Annotated in this window: 21 protein-coding genes and 1 pseudogene; 13 read left to right on the top strand and 9 right to left on the bottom strand. The window is 65.1% G+C overall.

All coding sequences use genetic code 11. The annotated features are described in order from the left end of the window. Positions 1 to 5: 5 nt before the first annotated feature. Positions 6 to 1,118 (bottom strand): ACR3 family arsenite efflux transporter, encoded by a 1,113-nt coding sequence (arsB, locus tag ACYVII_RS14545; RefSeq protein WP_460536323.1) that lies wholly within the window; start codon positions 1,116 to 1,118, stop codon positions 6 to 8. Between the two features lie 59 nt (positions 1,119 to 1,177). On the opposite strand from arsB, the gene ACYVII_RS14540 reads away from it, so the two are divergent. Continuing rightward, on the top strand, positions 1,178 to 1,528 hold the full coding sequence (locus ACYVII_RS14540) for a metalloregulator ArsR/SmtB family transcription factor (protein ID WP_460536320.1): 351 nt from the start codon (positions 1,178 to 1,180) through the stop codon (positions 1,526 to 1,528). A gap of 530 nt (positions 1,529 to 2,058) precedes the next feature. On the opposite strand, the gene ACYVII_RS14535 is transcribed toward ACYVII_RS14540, so the two are convergent. The 3 genes and pseudogenes from ACYVII_RS14535 to ACYVII_RS14525 all read right to left on the bottom strand — a co-directional run bounded on the left by ACYVII_RS14535 (position 2,059) and on the right by ACYVII_RS14525 (position 3,525). After that, positions 2,059 to 2,370: a transposase gene (locus ACYVII_RS14535; RefSeq protein WP_460536319.1), complete on the bottom strand. Its 312-nt coding sequence runs from the start codon at positions 2,368 to 2,370 to the stop codon at positions 2,059 to 2,061. Positions 2,371 to 2,545: 175 nt separating this feature from the next. After that, positions 2,546 to 3,199, bottom strand: a pseudogene (locus ACYVII_RS14530) (IS3 family transposase); the annotation flags it as partial. A gap of 26 nt (positions 3,200 to 3,225) precedes the next feature. Then, on the bottom strand, positions 3,226 to 3,525 hold the full coding sequence (locus tag ACYVII_RS14525) for a transposase (RefSeq protein WP_460536316.1): 300 nt from the start codon (positions 3,523 to 3,525) through the stop codon (positions 3,226 to 3,228). Between ACYVII_RS14525 and ACYVII_RS14520 the strand changes: the two genes are divergently transcribed. Next, positions 3,419 to 3,793 carry a TFIIB-type zinc ribbon-containing protein gene (locus tag ACYVII_RS14520; RefSeq protein ID WP_460536314.1) on the top strand — a complete coding sequence of 125 codons (375 nt, stop codon included), beginning with the start codon at positions 3,419 to 3,421 and terminating at the stop codon, positions 3,791 to 3,793. The two genes, ACYVII_RS14525 and ACYVII_RS14520, sit on opposite strands and share 107 nt — an antisense overlap. 3 nt (positions 3,794 to 3,796) lie before the next feature. Here ACYVII_RS14520 and ACYVII_RS14515 read toward each other — a convergent pair whose 3' ends face one another. Then, positions 3,797 to 4,108 carry an ArsR/SmtB family transcription factor gene (locus ACYVII_RS14515; protein WP_460536311.1) on the bottom strand — a complete coding sequence of 104 codons (312 nt, stop codon included), beginning with the start codon at positions 4,106 to 4,108 and terminating at the stop codon, positions 3,797 to 3,799. A 140-nt stretch (positions 4,109 to 4,248) separates the two neighbouring features. Between ACYVII_RS14515 and ACYVII_RS14510 the strand changes: the two genes are divergently transcribed. The 3 genes from ACYVII_RS14510 to ACYVII_RS14500 all read left to right on the top strand — a co-directional run bounded on the left by ACYVII_RS14510 (position 4,249) and on the right by ACYVII_RS14500 (position 6,751). Further along, positions 4,249 to 5,184, top strand: coding sequence for a cation diffusion facilitator family transporter (locus tag ACYVII_RS14510; protein ID WP_460536309.1), 936 nt, complete (start codon positions 4,249 to 4,251; stop codon positions 5,182 to 5,184). Between the two features lie 27 nt (positions 5,185 to 5,211). Continuing rightward, on the top strand, positions 5,212 to 5,856 hold the full coding sequence (locus tag ACYVII_RS14505) for a cation diffusion facilitator family transporter (protein WP_460536307.1): 645 nt from the start codon (positions 5,212 to 5,214) through the stop codon (positions 5,854 to 5,856). Between the two features lie 589 nt (positions 5,857 to 6,445). Next, positions 6,446 to 6,751, top strand: coding sequence for a hypothetical protein (locus ACYVII_RS14500; protein WP_440292557.1), 306 nt, complete (start codon positions 6,446 to 6,448; stop codon positions 6,749 to 6,751). Positions 6,752 to 7,039: 288 nt separating this feature from the next. Here ACYVII_RS14500 and ACYVII_RS14495 read toward each other — a convergent pair whose 3' ends face one another. Beyond that, a complete protein-coding gene (locus tag ACYVII_RS14495) occupies positions 7,040 to 8,209 on the bottom strand; it encodes a tyrosine-type recombinase/integrase (RefSeq protein WP_460536305.1) in 1,170 nt (389 codons plus the stop codon). Between the two features lie 461 nt (positions 8,210 to 8,670). Between ACYVII_RS14495 and ACYVII_RS14490 the strand changes: the two genes are divergently transcribed. Together ACYVII_RS14490 and ACYVII_RS14485 are read left to right on the top strand one after the other, a co-directional pair. After that, a complete protein-coding gene (locus ACYVII_RS14490) occupies positions 8,671 to 10,221 on the top strand; it encodes a Rossmann-fold NAD(P)-binding domain-containing protein (RefSeq protein WP_460536303.1) in 1,551 nt (516 codons plus the stop codon). Between the two features lie 15 nt (positions 10,222 to 10,236). Beyond that, positions 10,237 to 10,845, top strand: coding sequence for a PadR family transcriptional regulator (locus ACYVII_RS14485; RefSeq protein ID WP_460536301.1), 609 nt, complete (start codon positions 10,237 to 10,239; stop codon positions 10,843 to 10,845). A gap of 8 nt (positions 10,846 to 10,853) precedes the next feature. Here the strand turns inward: ACYVII_RS14485 and ACYVII_RS14480 are convergent, their stop codons facing one another. Further along, positions 10,854 to 11,102, bottom strand: coding sequence for a hypothetical protein (locus ACYVII_RS14480; RefSeq protein WP_460536299.1), 249 nt, complete (start codon positions 11,100 to 11,102; stop codon positions 10,854 to 10,856). Positions 11,103 to 11,158: 56 nt separating this feature from the next. On the opposite strand from ACYVII_RS14480, the gene ACYVII_RS14475 reads away from it, so the two are divergent. Continuing rightward, entirely contained in the window at positions 11,159 to 11,578 is a 420-nt protein-coding gene (locus ACYVII_RS14475; RefSeq protein ID WP_460536297.1) for an NUDIX hydrolase, read from the top strand. Between the two features lie 7 nt (positions 11,579 to 11,585). Here the strand turns inward: ACYVII_RS14475 and ACYVII_RS14470 are convergent, their stop codons facing one another. Further along, positions 11,586 to 12,095 (bottom strand): DNA helicase, encoded by a 510-nt coding sequence (locus ACYVII_RS14470; protein ID WP_460536294.1) that lies wholly within the window; start codon positions 12,093 to 12,095, stop codon positions 11,586 to 11,588. 118 nt (positions 12,096 to 12,213) lie between these two features. On the opposite strand from ACYVII_RS14470, the gene ACYVII_RS14465 reads away from it, so the two are divergent. Together ACYVII_RS14465 and ACYVII_RS14460 are read left to right on the top strand one after the other, a co-directional pair. Then, positions 12,214 to 12,753 carry a peptidylprolyl isomerase gene (locus ACYVII_RS14465; protein ID WP_460536292.1) on the top strand — a complete coding sequence of 180 codons (540 nt, stop codon included), beginning with the start codon at positions 12,214 to 12,216 and terminating at the stop codon, positions 12,751 to 12,753. A gap of 197 nt (positions 12,754 to 12,950) precedes the next feature. Next, positions 12,951 to 13,694: a rhomboid family intramembrane serine protease gene (locus ACYVII_RS14460; protein WP_460536289.1), complete on the top strand. Its 744-nt coding sequence runs from the start codon at positions 12,951 to 12,953 to the stop codon at positions 13,692 to 13,694. A gap of 91 nt (positions 13,695 to 13,785) precedes the next feature. Here ACYVII_RS14460 and ACYVII_RS14455 read toward each other — a convergent pair whose 3' ends face one another. Beyond that, the gene (locus ACYVII_RS14455) at positions 13,786 to 14,034 is read right to left on the bottom strand and encodes a cell division protein CrgA (protein WP_440293848.1); all 249 of its coding nucleotides are present in this window, start codon (positions 14,032 to 14,034) and stop codon (positions 13,786 to 13,788) included. A 106-nt stretch (positions 14,035 to 14,140) separates the two neighbouring features. Between ACYVII_RS14455 and ACYVII_RS14450 the strand changes: the two genes are divergently transcribed. Genes ACYVII_RS14450 through ACYVII_RS14440 form a run of 3 tightly spaced genes read left to right on the top strand, consistent with a single transcriptional unit; the run spans position 14,141 to position 15,758 of the window. Further along, complete coding sequence (locus ACYVII_RS14450) at positions 14,141 to 14,962, top strand: class E sortase (RefSeq protein WP_460536287.1); 822 nt, start codon at positions 14,141 to 14,143, stop codon at positions 14,960 to 14,962. Further along, on the top strand, positions 14,962 to 15,123 hold the full coding sequence (locus tag ACYVII_RS14445) for a hypothetical protein (RefSeq protein WP_460536285.1): 162 nt from the start codon (positions 14,962 to 14,964) through the stop codon (positions 15,121 to 15,123). The genes ACYVII_RS14450 and ACYVII_RS14445 overlap by 1 nt, the downstream gene beginning before the upstream one ends. Beyond that, positions 15,120 to 15,758 (top strand): anthranilate synthase component II, encoded by a 639-nt coding sequence (locus ACYVII_RS14440; protein WP_460536283.1) that lies wholly within the window; start codon positions 15,120 to 15,122, stop codon positions 15,756 to 15,758. The genes ACYVII_RS14445 and ACYVII_RS14440 overlap by 4 nt, the downstream gene beginning before the upstream one ends. Positions 15,759 to 15,904 lie beyond the last annotated feature (146 nt).

The following is a 15,904-nucleotide window of genomic DNA, read 5'->3' as shown; positions in this document are numbered from 1 at the left end:
CTCCTTCAGGAGCGGGCCGGCTCGGTCGCCGGATCGGGTGTGATGGTCGCAGGGAAGATTCGGGGGCGCAGCCACAGGGCGACATAGACGAGGGTGACCAGGGCGGGCACCTCGATCAACGGTCCGACGATTCCGGCGAGAGCCTGACCGCTGTCAGCGCCGAAGGTGCCTATCGCGACGGCGATCGCCAACTCGAAGTTGTTCCCTGCCGCCGTGAACGCCAGCGTCGCGGTGCGCGCATAACCGAGCCCGACCAGCTTGCCGATCGCGAAGCCGAGCGCGAAGGTGAGTGCGAAGTAGGCGAGCAGCGGCAGCGTGATGCGCGCGACATCCAACGGGTGCGCGATCACCTGGCCTCCCTGAAGCGCGAACAACATCACGATCGTGAACAGCAGCCCATAGAGCGCGAACGGCTCCACTTTCGGCAGGAACTGGTTCTCGTACCACGCCCTGCCGGCGGTCGCCTCCCCGATCCGGCGGGACAAGAACCCGGCCAACAGCGGGACGCCCAAGAAGACGAGAACGCTCGCGATGATCGCCCAGAAGGAGAAGCTCGCACTGGTGGTCGGCAGCCCCAGCCACGTCGGCAGAACCTGGAGATAGAACCAGCCGAGCGCCCCGAACGCCGCAACCTGGAACAGCGAGTTCACCGCGACGAGAAAGGCACCCGCCTCCCGATCGCCGCAGGCCAAGTCATTCCAGATCAGCACCATCGCGATACACCGAGCCAACCCGACAATGATCAGCCCCGTCCGGTACTCCGGAAGATCGGGCAGGAATAGCCACGCCAACCCGAACATCAACGCTGGCCCTACCAGCCAGTTCATCACCAACGACGACACGAGCAACCGCCGGTCACGGGCCGCCGCCGGCGCATCCGAATACCGCACCTTGGCCAGCACCGGATACATCATCACCAACAGGCCGATCGCAATCGGGCCACTGATCGAAGCGATCTGCATCGACTGCAAGAACCGTCCGACCCCGGGTGCCAAGACCGCCAACACGAGACCGGCCGCCATCGCCGCAAGAGTCCATGCCGGCAAAAAGCGATCCGTCACACTCAGGCGCACAGCAGTGGCGGGCCCACCCGTATCTCTCCGAACATTGACGTTCATCGATGTTGAGTATGACGGAAAGCATCGATCAATGTCAATATTTGTGGGACAATCAGACCATGCCGCTCGCAGAACTACTCCCCGTGACAGATGTCACCGCGTGCTGCGCGCCCCTGGTACGCGAACCACTGGATGCCCAGAACGCGGAGAAGCTCGCCCGAGCGTTGAAGGCGATAGCCGACCCAGCACGCCTCCGCCTCATCTCGATGGTCGCGGCACACGCGGACGGCGAAGCGTGCGTCTGCGACCTGACGGAACCCCTCGGACTCAGCCAACCCACCGTCTCACATCACCTCAAAGTGCTCGTCGACGCGGGCATCTTCCACAGGGAAAAGCGCGCAACCTGGGCCTACTACTCCATCGTGCCCGGCGCACTGGATTTGCTCGCATCCTTGCTCGTCACCGTCTGACGTTCGTTACTGCGGTCGGAGTGGCCGCTGCCTCGGCATAGGTATCAAATCACGATACTCAATACAATGTCGGGCTGTGCGAGCAGGGGCCGAAAGAAGCGGTAGCTGGCGGTCGTGGCGTCCCATTCCCGTCCGATGACCTCCTATGGGAGGAAGGGGCGGTTCAGCATCGCCTTCCCTTGCCCGTAAGCGCAGCGTGGTTCTCGCTGGGGTTGGATCAGTGGAATCCCAGGCAGTCTTCCTACGCTCGGCCGTCAACGAAGGGAGCCCGAATGATGAAATGCCCGATAGATGGCGCAACCCTGGGCCTCGCGGATCGCACCGGGATCGAGATTGACTGTCAATCCCCTGGAACCGTGGAGACCTGATTTTGTCGGGTCCTCCCGGTTGTTGACGGTGAGTGTCGCCCGGAGCCGGTGTCCAGGCCGGGGCCGAAGGCCCCGCCCGGAGGGCTTGGCCTGGACACTCGGCGAGGACGACGCCACAATCTCCGGACGGGAAGATCCGCGTGCAGCTCGATGGGCCCCCGGTCACGCAGCAGAACGGGCAGCGAGATCGTGCTCGGCCTGGATCGGGGAGCGCATCCCGAGCGCGGAGTGACGCCGTTCAGTGTTGTAGTCCTCGATCCACGCGGCGACGGCTCTGCGCGCCTGGAGCCGGGCGTCGAAGTGTTCCAGAGACCGCAGCTCGAACTCCAGGGTGGAGTGCCAGGACTCGATCACCGCGTTATCCAGCCCTGATCCGGGTCTGCCCATCGACTGGGTGATCCCCTGAATGCGTGCGCACGCGGCACGGAACGCTCTGGCGGTGTATTCGCTGCCCTGATCGGTGTGCAGGATCACCCCGGTGATCGCTTCCCGACCGCCCGGACAGCGACCGCCATCTGCAACGCCGCCTCGGCCAGGGGCTCGTCGTGATGCTCACCCATCGCGAACCCGATGATGCGTCTGGCGGCCATGTCCAACACACTGTCCAGATACAGTTTCCCCTCACCGGTGACGATCTCACCGCGTTATCCAGCCCTGATCCGGGTCTGCCCATCGACTGGGTGATCCCCTGAATGCGTGCGCACGCGGCACGGAACGCTCTGGCGGTGTATTCGCTGCCCTGATCGGTGTGCAGGATCACCCCGGTGATCGCTTCCCGACCGCCGCGGACAGCGACCGCCATCTGCAACGCCGCCTCGGCCAGGGGCTCGTCGTGATGCTCACCCATCGCGAACCCGATGATGCGTCTGGCGGCCATGTCCAACACACTGTCCAGATACAGTTTCCCCTCACCGGTGACGATCTCGGTCCCATCGCCGTACCACTTGTGATTCACCCGGTCCGTGCCGAAATCCCGGTTGATCAGATCAGGTGCCCGCCACCTGGCGCGTCCCTGACGGGTGGTGTGCTTCCGCCGCCGTTTCCGTCGGGCAGCTAACCCCAGCCCGGTCATCAGGTGCGCGACCGTGTTCTCGCTCACCCGCCAACCCTCATCCTTCAGGTCCGCGGTGATCCGCGGTGACCCGTACCTGCCGTGATGCTTCGCGAACAAGCGACGGATCGCCACACACAACTGGGCGCGGCGAGCGTGCTGCAGCGAGGAGTCCCCGAACCGCCACTTGTAATACCAGGCCGGGGACACCCCCAACGCCCGGCACGCCACCTGCACCGGAATGTGATGCAGCGCCCTCTCGGCAGTGATCCGGTCGGCTAGGACTGCCGACCCATCGCCTCTTCCACCCAGAGGGCGACCGATCGTTTGAGGACATCACGCTGCATCCGCAGCTCCGTGTTCTCTTTCCGCAACCGGGCCAGTTCAGACCGCTCCGACTCGGTCAGCGGAGCACTCCCGTCATCACGGGCATGCCGCGCCTTGGCAACCCAGTTCCCCAACGTCCCGTCGTTGACCCCCAGATCCCGAGCGACCTGCGCGATCGGCTTCCCGGTCTCCTCAACGATCCGCACCGCACCCTGCCTGAAGTCCTCATCGAACTTCCGATACCTACCCACCGCTCCACCTCACTTAAGCGATGTCTCCACGCTACGAGGGGAAACCCATGACTACTGCCCCGATTGCTGTGGGGTGTGGCTGGATCGTGGTGAGCTCGACAAGATCCTGGAACGATCTCTCGCGCAGGAGACGGACGCTTACCGTCCGGGAAGCGGCTATGACGGGCACGGGTCGGGGCATGGTTCCCGCGGTGGGGAGCACGGTTCGCAGCAGTACGGCAGTGGCCGACGCCGTGGTAGCTGGCTGGGAGAGCTCTTCGGGGGTTAGCTGCTACTGGTGTGTGTGGCCGAGGTGAATGATGGCCTGATCGATGAATGAGGCCACGTGGTCGTCATAGAGCGAGTACGTCACCGATCGGCCGTCGCGGTTTCCTTCGACGAGTTTCGCGTGCCGGAGTACGCGGAGGTGGTTGGACAACGTGGCCTGGCTGATGCCGAGGTCTCGGGCAAGGGCTGTCACCCCGATGGGTTCTCGCCGGAGATGCGCCAGGATCATCAGACGCGTCGGAGAGGCGAGTCCCTGTAGGACTTCGGCGAGGTCGGCAGCAGCGGCCGCGTCCAGGAGGAGCTTCTGCGCCGTCATGGATCAATTGAACCAGACCGCGCGAGAACGATTCTCATCACGCCCACAATTCCCCTAAACATTCACATATGTGAAAGTGATGATGTATTGTGGTGAATGAGAGCGGCGTAATCCCGGCGCGCACGAACGGGCAGGCCGAGATGACTGGACACGACCACGCCTCCTCGATTGAAGGGTTCGGCGTGACGGCGAAGCGGCACCGCGTCCGGTTGGCGATCGCGTTGAGCATCACGTCGACGATTCTGCTGGCCGAAGTCGTCGGCACGATCCTCACCGGGTCCCTGGCACTTCTCGTGGACGCCGGCCACATGCTCACCGATGTCGGAGGCCTGGTGATGGCCCTCGTCGCATCACATCTGAGCACACGCCCGGCATCGGTCAAACGCACCTGGGGATACCGACGGGCGGAGGTGCTGGCCGCGTCCGCGCAGACTGTCGTCCTCCTCGCGGTCGGTGTTTTCGTGATCGTTGAGGGCGTGCAACGGTTGGTGGCACCGCCGGAGATCCCCTCCACTGAGCTGCTGATCTTCGGTGTCATCGGCCTGGTGGGAAACATCGCATCGCTGGCGGTCTTGACCTCCAGTCGCGCCGAGAACTTCAACCTTCGAGCAGCGTTCCTCGAGGTGCTGAACGATACCCTCGGCTCGGTAGCCGTGATCGTCGCCGCCATCCTGATCGCCACCACAGGCTGGCGCGGCGCGGACGCCATCGCCGCGATGCTGATCGGTGTCCTGATCATCCCGCGTGCCTTCAAGCTGTTGCGGGAAACCACCAGCGTGCTGCTGGAGTCCACTCCACCGGGCCTCGACCTGGACAGCGTGCGCCGGCATATGCTCGAGATGCCCGAAGTAAAGGATGTGCACGATCTGCACGCGTCGCTGATCGCCACCGGCCTCCCCGTGCTGACCGCACACGTCATCGTCACCGCGGACGCGTTCCAGAACGGCCAGCTCCCGGGCCTGCTCGACCGGCTACAAGACTGCGTCGCCGAGCACTTCGACGTCAGCATCGAACACTCCACGTTCCAATTCGAACCCCCTAGCCACGCCCGGCACGAACACTCCACCCACCACTGAAACCGCCGAGGAAGGGCCGCATCACCAATGACCGCGAATACCGCTGCTGGCCGCGCGGAGTTGTTGCATCGCCGCATCCGGTTGATCGTCGGCGTGACGATCGGGTACAACCTCCTCGAGGCGATCGTCGCGATCGCAGCCGGCGCCGTCGCGTCCTCAGCCGCCCTGGTCGCGTTCGGGCTGGATTCGACCATCGAAGTGCTCTCCGCGGCAGCGGTGGCGTGGCAGTTCACCCGACGGGATCCCGAGCGGTGGGAGAAGCCGGTGCTGCGGGTGATCGCGATCGCGTTCTTCGCACTCGCCTGCTACGTCACTGTCACGTCCGTGCTGGCATTGTTTGCCCGCATCGAACCGCAGCACAGCACGATCGGGATCATCCTCACCGCACTCAGCGTCGTGCTGATGCCGGTGCTGTCCTATGCCGAACGTCGCGCCGGACGTGAAGTCGGCTCAGCGACCGCTGTTGCCGACTCCAGGCAGACTCTGATCTGCACCTACCTGTCCGCCGCGGTCCTGATCGGTCTCCTCGCCAACGTGATCCTCGGCTGGTGGTGGCTGGACGCCGTCGCCGGACTCGTGATCGCCGGATTCGCCATCCGCGAAGGCATTGAGGCATGGAAGGGAGACGCCTGCGCCACCTCCGTCGGCATGATCCTCGAAGACGATCGCTGAAATCATTGCAGAGCGGCCGGTGAATATGCGGTCGCGCCATTCTTTGGCACATTGCGGAAACTGCGCATCCAGATGAGCGTGCTTCGAACCCGGCAACTACGCCGGGCACGCTAATAGTGCCGGTCGGTTTGGTGGGATCGTTAGCGCTGCCGCCCAGCCCTGAGCAGCGCGCGCTCTCCTGCGCTCGCCCTGCAATGTCCTGCGCTTCGGGTAGCGACCGGCACGGACCGAACGTGTTGCCCGAGCGCCGCAAGGCCAGGATTTCGGCCAGTCCGGAGCGGACATTGTTGGTGCCGTGAGCCCGGATCAACGAATCATCTCCTTCATGAAGGCATCCGCCGACGCACCTCAGTGGAGCCGCCACGGAGGGCGGCGCAGTGCTTGTCGGGTCCTGCTTGCCTTTCCGCTGCGCGATCGTAGTTCGCTCCGGGGCGTTCCGTGCAGGGCTTTCGCGGCATATCCTCCCGTCCCCTTCGGTGCCGGTCCGGTATTCCACGGTCCCGGCACTGCACACCCCTCCACTCCCTTCGCTCTCTCCGCCGGAAGGCAATCAAAAACGATCGGCAATCGATCAAGGGGAGAGGGAGTAATGAGAGCGGAATTGGTGGACTTGGTCACGAAGGAGGGCACCCGCACGGTGGTGCTGCTCTCCACCGACCTACAGGTCCTCACAAGCGAAGAGAAGGCCAGAGGCGTGGAGCTTGCGCTCTGGCTGGTCGACGAGGGGTGGACCCTCACGACGACGACGAACTCGCCGCTGGCCGAGGTCGTTCGGCGTGGAGCGAAGGCGTTGTGTGGCACCTCCGTCAACCTGCCCGACGACGCGGCTGCGGGAGTCACGGCGACGAGGCGTCGGCTCCCGCCAACGTCTCGTTTCCTTGGGGCGCTGTCATGAGCGCGAGGACCGCAGAGCCGAACGAGCGGCCGTTCACGACAGTGGCGATGGATCACAACACGGCTGCGGAGGCCCTCGGGCTAAGCCCCACTCGGCTGCGTCAGCATGTGCGCCTGGGTGACGTGACGCCGCACTTCTCTGGAACGAAGCCGCTGTATTTGGTGTCGGAGCTGGAGCGGTTCGTTGAAACGTTACCGACGAGGCCGGAGCACCTGCCGCATCCGTGAATGCTCGGGCCGAGCTGCCGGCGGGCTCAACGCAATGCCCGGGTCTGCCGGTAGCTTGCCCCTAGCTCCGAAGCCATTCCGCGAGGGCGTCGACGGCGCGGCGGCCTTCGGTGGTAAGAGCGTGCCGGTAGGGATCGGATGCTTGCTCGGAGTTGTGGCCGCTGACTCCGGCGTACGCGGCGTGCGGGATGCCAGCATGCTCAGACAAGGTCGTGTAGGAGTGCCGCAGCCAGTGCGTGCTCGCGTCGGGCCGGTCAATTCCTGCCCGCAACAGTGCCGCCCGTAGTGCTGCGTTGTCCTCGGAGTTCGTCATCGGCACACCGTCGGGTCGATGCCACACCAGACCGTGAGGGTTCGTGCCGTCAGTGGCAAGATGTGCCCGGAGCTGGTCGACTACTTCAGGCCGTAGCGGGACTTCGCGGGCGATGTGGTTTTTCGGCCGTACCAAGACGTGCCGGCCCTGCAACCGTATGAACTCCAAATCGGCGGCAAGGTCGAACTCCCGTAGCGGGCAGGTGCCCGCGCTCTTGCGACCACACGGGTACGCGAGACGGCCCTTCTCGTCCCTTCTTCCCGTTGGGGTACCGCATCCATGTCGGAACACTGCATCGGTGCGTTCCCAGCTCACCCACGCGCAAGCCTTTTCGAAGTCCAGCTCTTCGATCCGTAATCCGAGCGCTTCTCCAGAGCGCATCCCGGTGAGCAGGCTCAATGTCCACCGCGGATCCTCTAGCTCGAGCAGGGCCCGGGCTTCTTCGCGAGTCAGGGATCCTCTCGCTTTGCCCGCCTTGGTCCGCTTCGGCGGCACCAGCGACGCGACGTTCTCGCTGATCATCCGCTCCCTGCGGCACCACTCCAAGACGGACACCGCCACTCGGTGCGCTGCCGCGACATTCGCGTCGCCGCCACCGCGGGCACGGATCGTCGCATGCATCCGCCGGATATCCCCCGGCGTAAGGTCCGCGGTGACCTTTCGTCCGAGAGCAGGGTTCACGTTCATCCGCAATTGCGAGCGATAGTTGCTGAACGTCTTCGGCCGGCTGGATTGGGCGACTTCCTCCAGCCATGCCGCGGCGGCGTCCTCGAACCGAGTTGCCCGGTCCAGTACCCGGCCCAGGCTGTCTCGCTCCCGCTTCATCCGTGCGAGCTTTGCTTGCACTTCCGACTTCGTCTTCCCCTGCACCGCACGCTGCTTGCGCCGGCCATCCTCGGTAAATCCGACGTCGATCACGCCCCGCCACACGGGGCGCCCCTGATGCGTCGTCTCGTACAACGCCCCGTCACCATGCGAACGCGATTTGGGCACGAGTAGAGAGTCTCACATCTATACACATTGGTATACACATCACTGTGTCGCGGTGTGTCGGGTGGATACTAAGAACCCATGACTTCATGGGGAAGTACGAAGCTATTGAGAACCCAGAAATCCTACTTTCGCCAATTTGCAAGCAGGAAGTCAGGAGTTCGATTCTCCTAGGCTCCACAGTTCTGACCGTCGCTCGCCTGCGTTGGCGGCAAGGCGACGTCTGCGTGTTCCGCATCTTTGGGCGTGCGTGCTGCCAGGTGCCCGTTCATTCTCTGCCGCTGTCCGTATCGTGGTCTGGCCCCACCGGGTGCTCGTGCGACGTTCATGCCTGAAGTCGCTGCATCCGCTCTAGTCATATACACACTAGTGATGTTATAACTAGAAGCATGAACGAGCAGACCAACAATGAACAGGGCGAGCCCGCCATCCACGTGCCGGTACTGATCGTGGGTGGCGGATATGCGGGCACAGCCATGGCGCTCTTCCTGGCGCAAAACGGCGTGCAGGCCCTGATGGTGGACCGCCACGACGGCGTAAGCGTGCAGGGGCGTGCCCGTGGCGTCAACCAGCGGACCATGGAGCTGTATCGCACGGTCGGCATCCACGAAGAGGTGGAGGCGCTCTCGGCGCCGTTCGCCGGCGAAGCGGGTGTCGCTCGGTGTGCATCTCTGGCCGGCCCGTGGGAGTGGCTGTACGACCCGGAGCCCGACCCGCGCTTGGCCACGATCAGCCCTTCCTCTTTCGTGATGGCGGATCAGAACACCGTGGAGCCCGTGCTCAGCCGTCGGGCGCGCGAGCTGGGCGCGATCATCGAACGCGGAACCATCGCCGAGCAGATCGAGGTGCGCGCGGATGGCGCGACGGCGACGTTGCGGAGCCTGGGGAGCGGCGCTATGCGGCGCGTGTCTTGCGACTACCTCATCGCGGCAGACGGATATGCAAGTGGCCTTCGCGAGGCGTTGGGCATTCGACGAGACGGCCCGGCCGAGGTGCGGCACTGGGTCAGCATCGTGTTCGACGCTGAGCTAGCCGACCTTGTCGAGAAGCGGGCATTGTTCTGGATCGTGCTCAACGAGCAACTCGGCTTCGCGTCGCTGACGACCACGGCTCGACCGGGCAGGTGGAGCATCGGCGTGACCTACGACCCGGCGACCACACCGCTGACGTCCTTCGACGCAGAGAAGTGCACCACGATCATCCGTGACGCGCTCGGCGACTCTGAGCGAGAGGTCGACGTGATCGACGTGACGCCATGGCAGCAGGCCGTTGGCGTGGCGGAGCGGTACCGGCAGGGATGCGCGTTCCTCGTCGGCGACGCGGCGCACGTCTGGCCGCCTGCTGGTGCGATGGGCGCGAACTCGGGCATCCAGGATGCGCACAACCTCGCCTGGAAGCTTGCCGCCGTGCTGGATGGGCGAGCGGATCCGAGCCTTCTGAACACCTACGAGGACGAGCGCCGACCTGTCGCCCTGGCGCTGGCCGATCTCACCGTCAGGCGGCAGACGGCCCGATTCAGCGGCGGAATCGATCACGACGTCGACGACATCGTGTGCACGTTCGGCCAGCGATACCGGTCGTCCGCGATCGTGGGAGACGTCTCGGCGGCGCCCTTCGCAGGCGTCGTAGCGGATGTCGCCGCGGCAGGTGCCCGCATGCCGCACCGGTGGATCGACAAGGAACGGCGCACGAGCATCCTTGACGTGACGGGCGATAGATTCGTACTCGCCGTGGCCTCTGATGCGGAAGAGTGGGAACAAAAGATGCACTCGCGCGGCATCGCGGTGCAACCGGTGGGCAGAGACGTTCTGCCGCACGACACCGTGGCGGCCCTGATCCGGCCGGACGGGTACGTCGCCTGGCTGGCGGACGAGGAACACGCGGACGCCGACTCCGTGAGAAAGGCCGTGGATCGCGTGTTGGGAGTTCCGGTTCGATGAGTCGAGGAGAACAGCATGGCACGTGCCGATGACCCGAGACCGCGTACCTCGGCTCTGCGGCCCTCTGCGCTGGGCCTGATCGTTCTGGCGATGCTGCTCGAAGAGCCGATGCACGTCTATCGCATGCAGAAGCTGATCAAGGATCGCGGCAAAGACAAGGTCGTGAACGTTCGGCAACGCACCAGTCTGCACCAGATCATCGCTCGGCTGGTGGACCACGGCCTGGTCGAACAGACCGACAGTCCCGCTACAGCCGAGAACTATCCCGAACGACGGGTCTACGCCATCACCGCCGACGGTCGTCACGCCGCTGTCGAGTGGTTGTCCGCTCTGATCACCGGGCTCGCCGACGAGTTCCCGCGCTTCCCCGCAGCGCTGTCGGTCCTGGCGATGGTCACCCCCGAGTCGGCGGCGCGCCTGATCGCCGAGCGTTCGTCAGATGTCGATGCGGAACGAGAATCCCAGCGCGCCCAGCTCACCCGAGCGACGGTCGACCGCATCTATCTCCTCGAAGACGAGTACCGACTCCGGATGCTCGATGCGGAAGCCGCGTGGCTGGCCGACGTGTGCGCCGACATCCGCAACGGCACGCTTGACTGGACGGCGCCGGCGGCTGCCGAGTAGTTCACGCCTCAGGGCAGGGCCAGGATCCAGTCGAACGCGGCCAGGCCGGCGCCGCCGAACAGGGCCGACCACAGCGCCATCACCCCTCCGACGCCGACTCCGACCAGAGCACCGAACCCCACACAGACACCGATGATCCCGGCGATCGCACCACCGGGCCTCACCTCGGCGGTGCTCACATCATGGGGCGTGTCGAACCCGAGCCCGACGAGGGCGTCTTCGGACGGGAGCACGGTGTTGTCGGGTGCTGGGGTCACGTAGCGATCATCGCAGGTGAGACGGCACAAAGGGACTGCCGACGTAGGGTGTCTGCATGGACATCCGGGTCGCCGCCTACGCGGTCATCGCCGACGGCTCCAGGGTGCTGCTCGCGCACTGGAATGAGCACGGGCGCAGCGGCTGGACGCTTCCGGGCGGGGGCCTCGAGTCCGGCGAAGATCCGGCGGATGCCGCCGTTCGGGAGGTGCGTGAGGAGACCGGATACGACGCGGAACTGGACGAGCTGATCGGCGTGCACTCGCACGTCATCCCGGAGGAGCAGCGAAACTCGGGTCTCGGCGCGCTCCAGGCGCTGCGGATCGTCTACCGCGCCCACGTGGTTGCGGGTTCGCTCACCAACGAGGCGGATGGCTCAACCGATGAGGCGCGCTGGTTCCGGCTCGAGGAGATCCCGGCTCTGCGAAGGGTATCGCTCGTCGAGATCGGCCTTCGCTTCGCCGGGCTGATCGAGTGAGCGGAGGCTACTCCGCCACCGGCGGCTCGGTGGAGTCGTCTTCGGCGACCCACAGTTCGTCGTCTGCGCGGAAGGTCTGCCAGACGGCGTAGACGACCCCGATCACGGCGGCGGCGCCGAGAGCGAGCGCGAGATAGGTGCCGAACCCGGGACCGGACTTCGCAGGCTTGGTGAGCTCGCGCTTCGCGCCCTGCAAACGCTTCACAGCGGCCTGAACTCTGGTGTCGTGCGCGACGTCGGCAACACTGAGGGCGGTGCCGAGAACGGTGCCGACCGCCGGGACAACGGTATTGCCGATCACGTCGCCTGCGGCGCGCGTGACCGGGCGCACGTACTGGTCGTACCCCTCGCGAACGCGGGGGGCGACCTCCTCGCGGGTGTAGCTCGCAGCTTGCTGGCCGGCCTTCTGGGCCACCGAGTTCGCGCGACCCAGCACCTGCTGCTGTGCGTCCCACAGATCGAGGGCTTCAGCGCGAAGCCGGTTGAGTTCCTTCTGGCGCTTGCGTGACAGACTCACGGTTCCTCCACCCGGTCGTACTTGCGTTCCTCCATCTTGCCACCGAAACGCTCCGCGGCCAGGGGGTGGACAGAACCTGCCAGCGGACGCCAGGAACCGCTATGCAAGAATTGGGCGCATGTCGAAGCACACCGCGGTGGCCACCCTGCACACCAACTACGGCGACATCGCCGTCAACCTGTACGGCAATCACGCACCGAAGACGGTTCGCAACTTCGTCGGCCTCGCCACGGGCGAGCAGGAGTGGACCGATCCCGGCACGGGTGAATCGCGCTCCGACAACCTCTATGACGGCGTGATCTTCCACCGCATCATCCCGGGCTTCATGATCCAGGGCGGCGACCCGTTGGGCACAGGCACCGGCGGCCCCGGCTACCGGTTCGACGACGAGATCAGCCCTGACCTCGACTTCACGCAGCCGTACATGCTGGCCATGGCGAATGCAGGCATCCAGGGCGGCCGCGGCACCAACGGTTCCCAGTTCTTCATCACCGTCGGGCCGACCACGTGGCTCCAGGGCAAGCACACCATCTTCGGTGAGGTCGCCGACGACGAGTCGCGGCGCATCGTCGACAAGCTCGCCGGTGTTCCCACGGATTCCCGCGATCGCCCGCTCGACGACGTCGTCATCGAGTCGATCTCCGTCGAGCAGGCGTAGCTCGCCGCGCCGGCCCGCGCACACCGACCTTCACCGAGCACAGCGTGTCGCAACCGACCACACCAGGGGAGCCGTCTGCGCTCGTCTGCTACCGGCATCCGGACCGGCCGACCTACGTGCGCTGCCAGCGCTGCGGGCGCGCCATCTGCGGCCAATGCCAGACGCCGGCGCCGGTCGGATTCATCTGCCCTGAGTGCATGAGGCAGCAGCGCGCGATGGCACCCCGCACCAAGTCCGCGTTCCTCACCCGGTTCACCGGGCCGAGGCAGCCGACTGTCACCTACGTCATCATCGGGATCTGCATCCTGGTGTTCATCGCGCAGTGGGTGACCGGGCTGGGCAACGGGCCGATGACGTCATCGCTCTGGTACGCCGGGATCTACGGATACCCGAGCGGTGCGGTCGTGCAGACCTCCCAGGGGGCGGTACTCGCATCCTTCGAGCCGTGGCGCATGATCACCACCGCGTTCGTGCACGCGAACATCCTGCACATCGCGCTCAACATGTACACGCTGTGGATCTTCGGCATGGTGCTCGAGCCGATGCTGGGCAGGGCGCGGTATGCGGCGCTTTTCGTACTGAGCGCGATCGCAGGCTCTGTGGGGGTCTACGTGCTCGACTCACCGGTGCAGCCGGTGGTCGGCGCATCCGGCGCGATCTTCGGCATGATGGCGGCGCTGCTGATCATCCAGCGTCACCTGGGCGGACCCATCACCCAGTTGCTCGTGCTCGTGGGCATCAACCTCGTGATCAGCTTTCTGCCCGGATTCAGCATCGCCTGGCAGGCACACGTCGGTGGCCTGGTAGGTGGAGCGCTGGTCGGTCTCATCTACACGCAGACGCGCGCGCGATCACGGCGCCCGCTTCAAGTGGTGCTGCTGATCGTACTGGGTGTGCTGCTGGTGCTCGCCGGCAGCTGGCACGTCTTCGCCGGCGCCTGACCCTGGACCTCTGCACCAGAGTTATCCACAGGCTTACCCACAGGGGGATAATTACACCCGTGTAATTGGACGGCCGACTAGAAAGGTCGTGCTAACGCCAGCGGGTGGTCATGAGGAACCCGACGAACGCAATCGCGAAGCCGATCAGGATGTTCCAGGCGCCGAGCTGCGGGATCGGGTACTGGCTGCCGCTGACGTAGAACACCACGATCCACAGCAGTCCGATGATCATGAAGCCGAGCATGACCGGCAGGAACCATACCGGGTTCGGTGCGTCGTCGTTCGACCGGGCTTCGTTGGCCGGCCGGGAGGAACGCTTGGTGCGGGTCTTGGAAGCCATAGTGCGGCTTATCTTACCGGGGAGAGGATCGGGATTCCGGTGAGCGGCAAATGAAGGTGACCACTACTCGGCGCGTGCAGAGCGCACGCCATTAGACTCCGGACTCGTGACCGATCGCGACGACTCCGCTGGGCGCAGGAATCCTGCGACCCGGCCGAAGCGACGCCACAAGGTGTCCGTCGTAGGGGTGACCGGCGAGCTGCTCGTCACTGCGGGCGTGCTCGTGCTGCTCTTCATCGGATGGCAGACCTGGTGGCAGTCCAGCGTGCTCGCCGCGCAGCAGAACAGCGCCGCCGCGCAGCAGAGCAAGAAGTTCCTCGACGAGGCGAAAGGCGCTCCGACCCCCACCCCGACACCGGTCGCGACCCCTAACGATTCGGCAGACGGTACGAAGACCGCCGGCTATGGACCGCCGCCGGTGATGAAGGCGCCGGGCGCGGCGCAGCCGTTCGCCGTGATCTACGTGCCCCGGTTCGGTGCGGACTGGAAGAGGACGATCCGCGAGACGGTCGACGTCGAGTCTGTCCTGAACAGCTACAACGCCGGTGTTGGGCACTACCCGGGTACGGCGATGCCCGGTGAGGTGGGCAACTTCGCCATCGCCGCGCACGACACCGGCTATGGCAACACGTTCATCGATGTGTCGAAGCTGCAGGTCGGCGATGCCATCTACATCCAGACCAAGGACGGCTACTACACGTACCGGTTCCGCAACATGGAGTACATCTCGCCGAACGCGGTGCAGGTGCTGTACTCGGTGCCGCAGGTGCAGGGTGCTCGAGCCTCCGACAGATACATCACGATGACGACGTGCAACCCGCCGTACCACGCCCAGGAACGCATCGCCGCGTTCGGGGTGTTCGAGTCGTGGCAGCCGCTTTCCGCCGGTCCTCCGGCGGCGATCGCATCCGAAGTGGGGGGCAGCTGATGTACGGCGCGCTGTGGCGGGTGTTGCCGGGTCCGGTCTGGCTGCGCGTACTGATTCTGGTCGTGCTGGTGGCAGTCGTGCTCTATTGCCTGGTCACCTGGGTGTTCCCGTGGGTCGATAGTCTTTTGCAGGGCAATGAGGAAGGGACGGTTGCGACATGACCCGAGTGCTCGTGATCGACAACTACGACAGCTTCGTCTACACGCTGAACGGATACCTGCGCGAACTGGGTGCGCAGACCGATGTGGTGCGCAACGACGCTATCGAGGCGGATGACGTGCCTCAGGTTCTGAAGGACTACGACGCCGTGCTGCTGTCGCCCGGGCCCGGAACACCGGCCGACGCGGGCGTGTCGATCGATATGGTCAAGGCGGCGCTTGCATCCGGAATCCCGCTGCTGGGCGTCTGCCTCGGTCATCAGGCGATCGCGGAGGCGTTCGGAGCCACCGTGACGAACGCGGAGGAACTGATGCACGGCAAGACGTCGATCGTGGAACACGACGGATCGTCGTTCTATGAGGACGTGCGGCAGGGCTTCACCGCCACGCGGTATCACTCGCTCGCCGTCGTCGACGACACCGTGCCCGACGAGCTCATCGTGACCGCGCGCACGCCCGGCGGCGTGATCATGGGACTCCGCCACCGTGAGGCCCCGATTTTCGGTGTGCAGTTCCACCCGGAGTCGGTGCTCACGGAGGACGGCTACCGGATGCTCGGCAACTGGCTGGCCGTCGCGGGCCTGGAGTCCGCGAAGGAGCGCGCTCGCACGCTCGACCCGCTGCTAGCCGCCGGCTGACGTCCGCACGCCAGTGACACTAGTAGCGTGTCGCGTCTAATGTAGTGGGTATGGCTGGTTGGCTGTTCTCGATTGATACTTGATCGGGAGGAGGCCGTGGCATGCCCAGGCCGAAGGAATTCGTTGTCACGTTGAGTGTTGGCGAT

The organism is Humibacter ginsengiterrae, assembly GCF_054780115.1.
This window is presented reverse-complemented; position numbering and strand designations above follow the sequence as displayed.

Coding starts and splice junctions, on each gene's coding strand:
- arsB (WP_460536323.1), bottom strand. CDS start 1,118: ATGAACGTCAATGTTCGGAGAGATACGGGTGGGCCCGCCACTGCTGTG.
- ACYVII_RS14540 (WP_460536320.1), top strand. CDS start 1,178: ATGCCGCTCGCAGAACTACTCCCCGTGACAGATGTCACCGCGTGCTGC.
- ACYVII_RS14515 (WP_460536311.1), bottom strand. CDS start 4,108: ATGACGGCGCAGAAGCTCCTCCTGGACGCGGCCGCTGCTGCCGACCTC.
- ACYVII_RS14510 (WP_460536309.1), top strand. CDS start 4,249: ATGACTGGACACGACCACGCCTCCTCGATTGAAGGGTTCGGCGTGACG.
- ACYVII_RS14505 (WP_460536307.1), top strand. CDS start 5,212: ATGACCGCGAATACCGCTGCTGGCCGCGCGGAGTTGTTGCATCGCCGC.
- ACYVII_RS14500 (WP_440292557.1), top strand. CDS start 6,446: ATGAGAGCGGAATTGGTGGACTTGGTCACGAAGGAGGGCACCCGCACG.
- ACYVII_RS14490 (WP_460536303.1), top strand. CDS start 8,671: ATGAACGAGCAGACCAACAATGAACAGGGCGAGCCCGCCATCCACGTG.
- ACYVII_RS14485 (WP_460536301.1), top strand. CDS start 10,237: ATGGCACGTGCCGATGACCCGAGACCGCGTACCTCGGCTCTGCGGCCC.
- ACYVII_RS14475 (WP_460536297.1), top strand. CDS start 11,159: ATGGACATCCGGGTCGCCGCCTACGCGGTCATCGCCGACGGCTCCAGG.
- ACYVII_RS14465 (WP_460536292.1), top strand. CDS start 12,214: ATGTCGAAGCACACCGCGGTGGCCACCCTGCACACCAACTACGGCGAC.
- ACYVII_RS14460 (WP_460536289.1), top strand. CDS start 12,951: ATGAGGCAGCAGCGCGCGATGGCACCCCGCACCAAGTCCGCGTTCCTC.
- ACYVII_RS14455 (WP_440293848.1), bottom strand. CDS start 14,034: ATGGCTTCCAAGACCCGCACCAAGCGTTCCTCCCGGCCGGCCAACGAA.
- ACYVII_RS14445 (WP_460536285.1), top strand. CDS start 14,962: ATGTACGGCGCGCTGTGGCGGGTGTTGCCGGGTCCGGTCTGGCTGCGC.
- ACYVII_RS14440 (WP_460536283.1), top strand. CDS start 15,120: ATGACCCGAGTGCTCGTGATCGACAACTACGACAGCTTCGTCTACACG.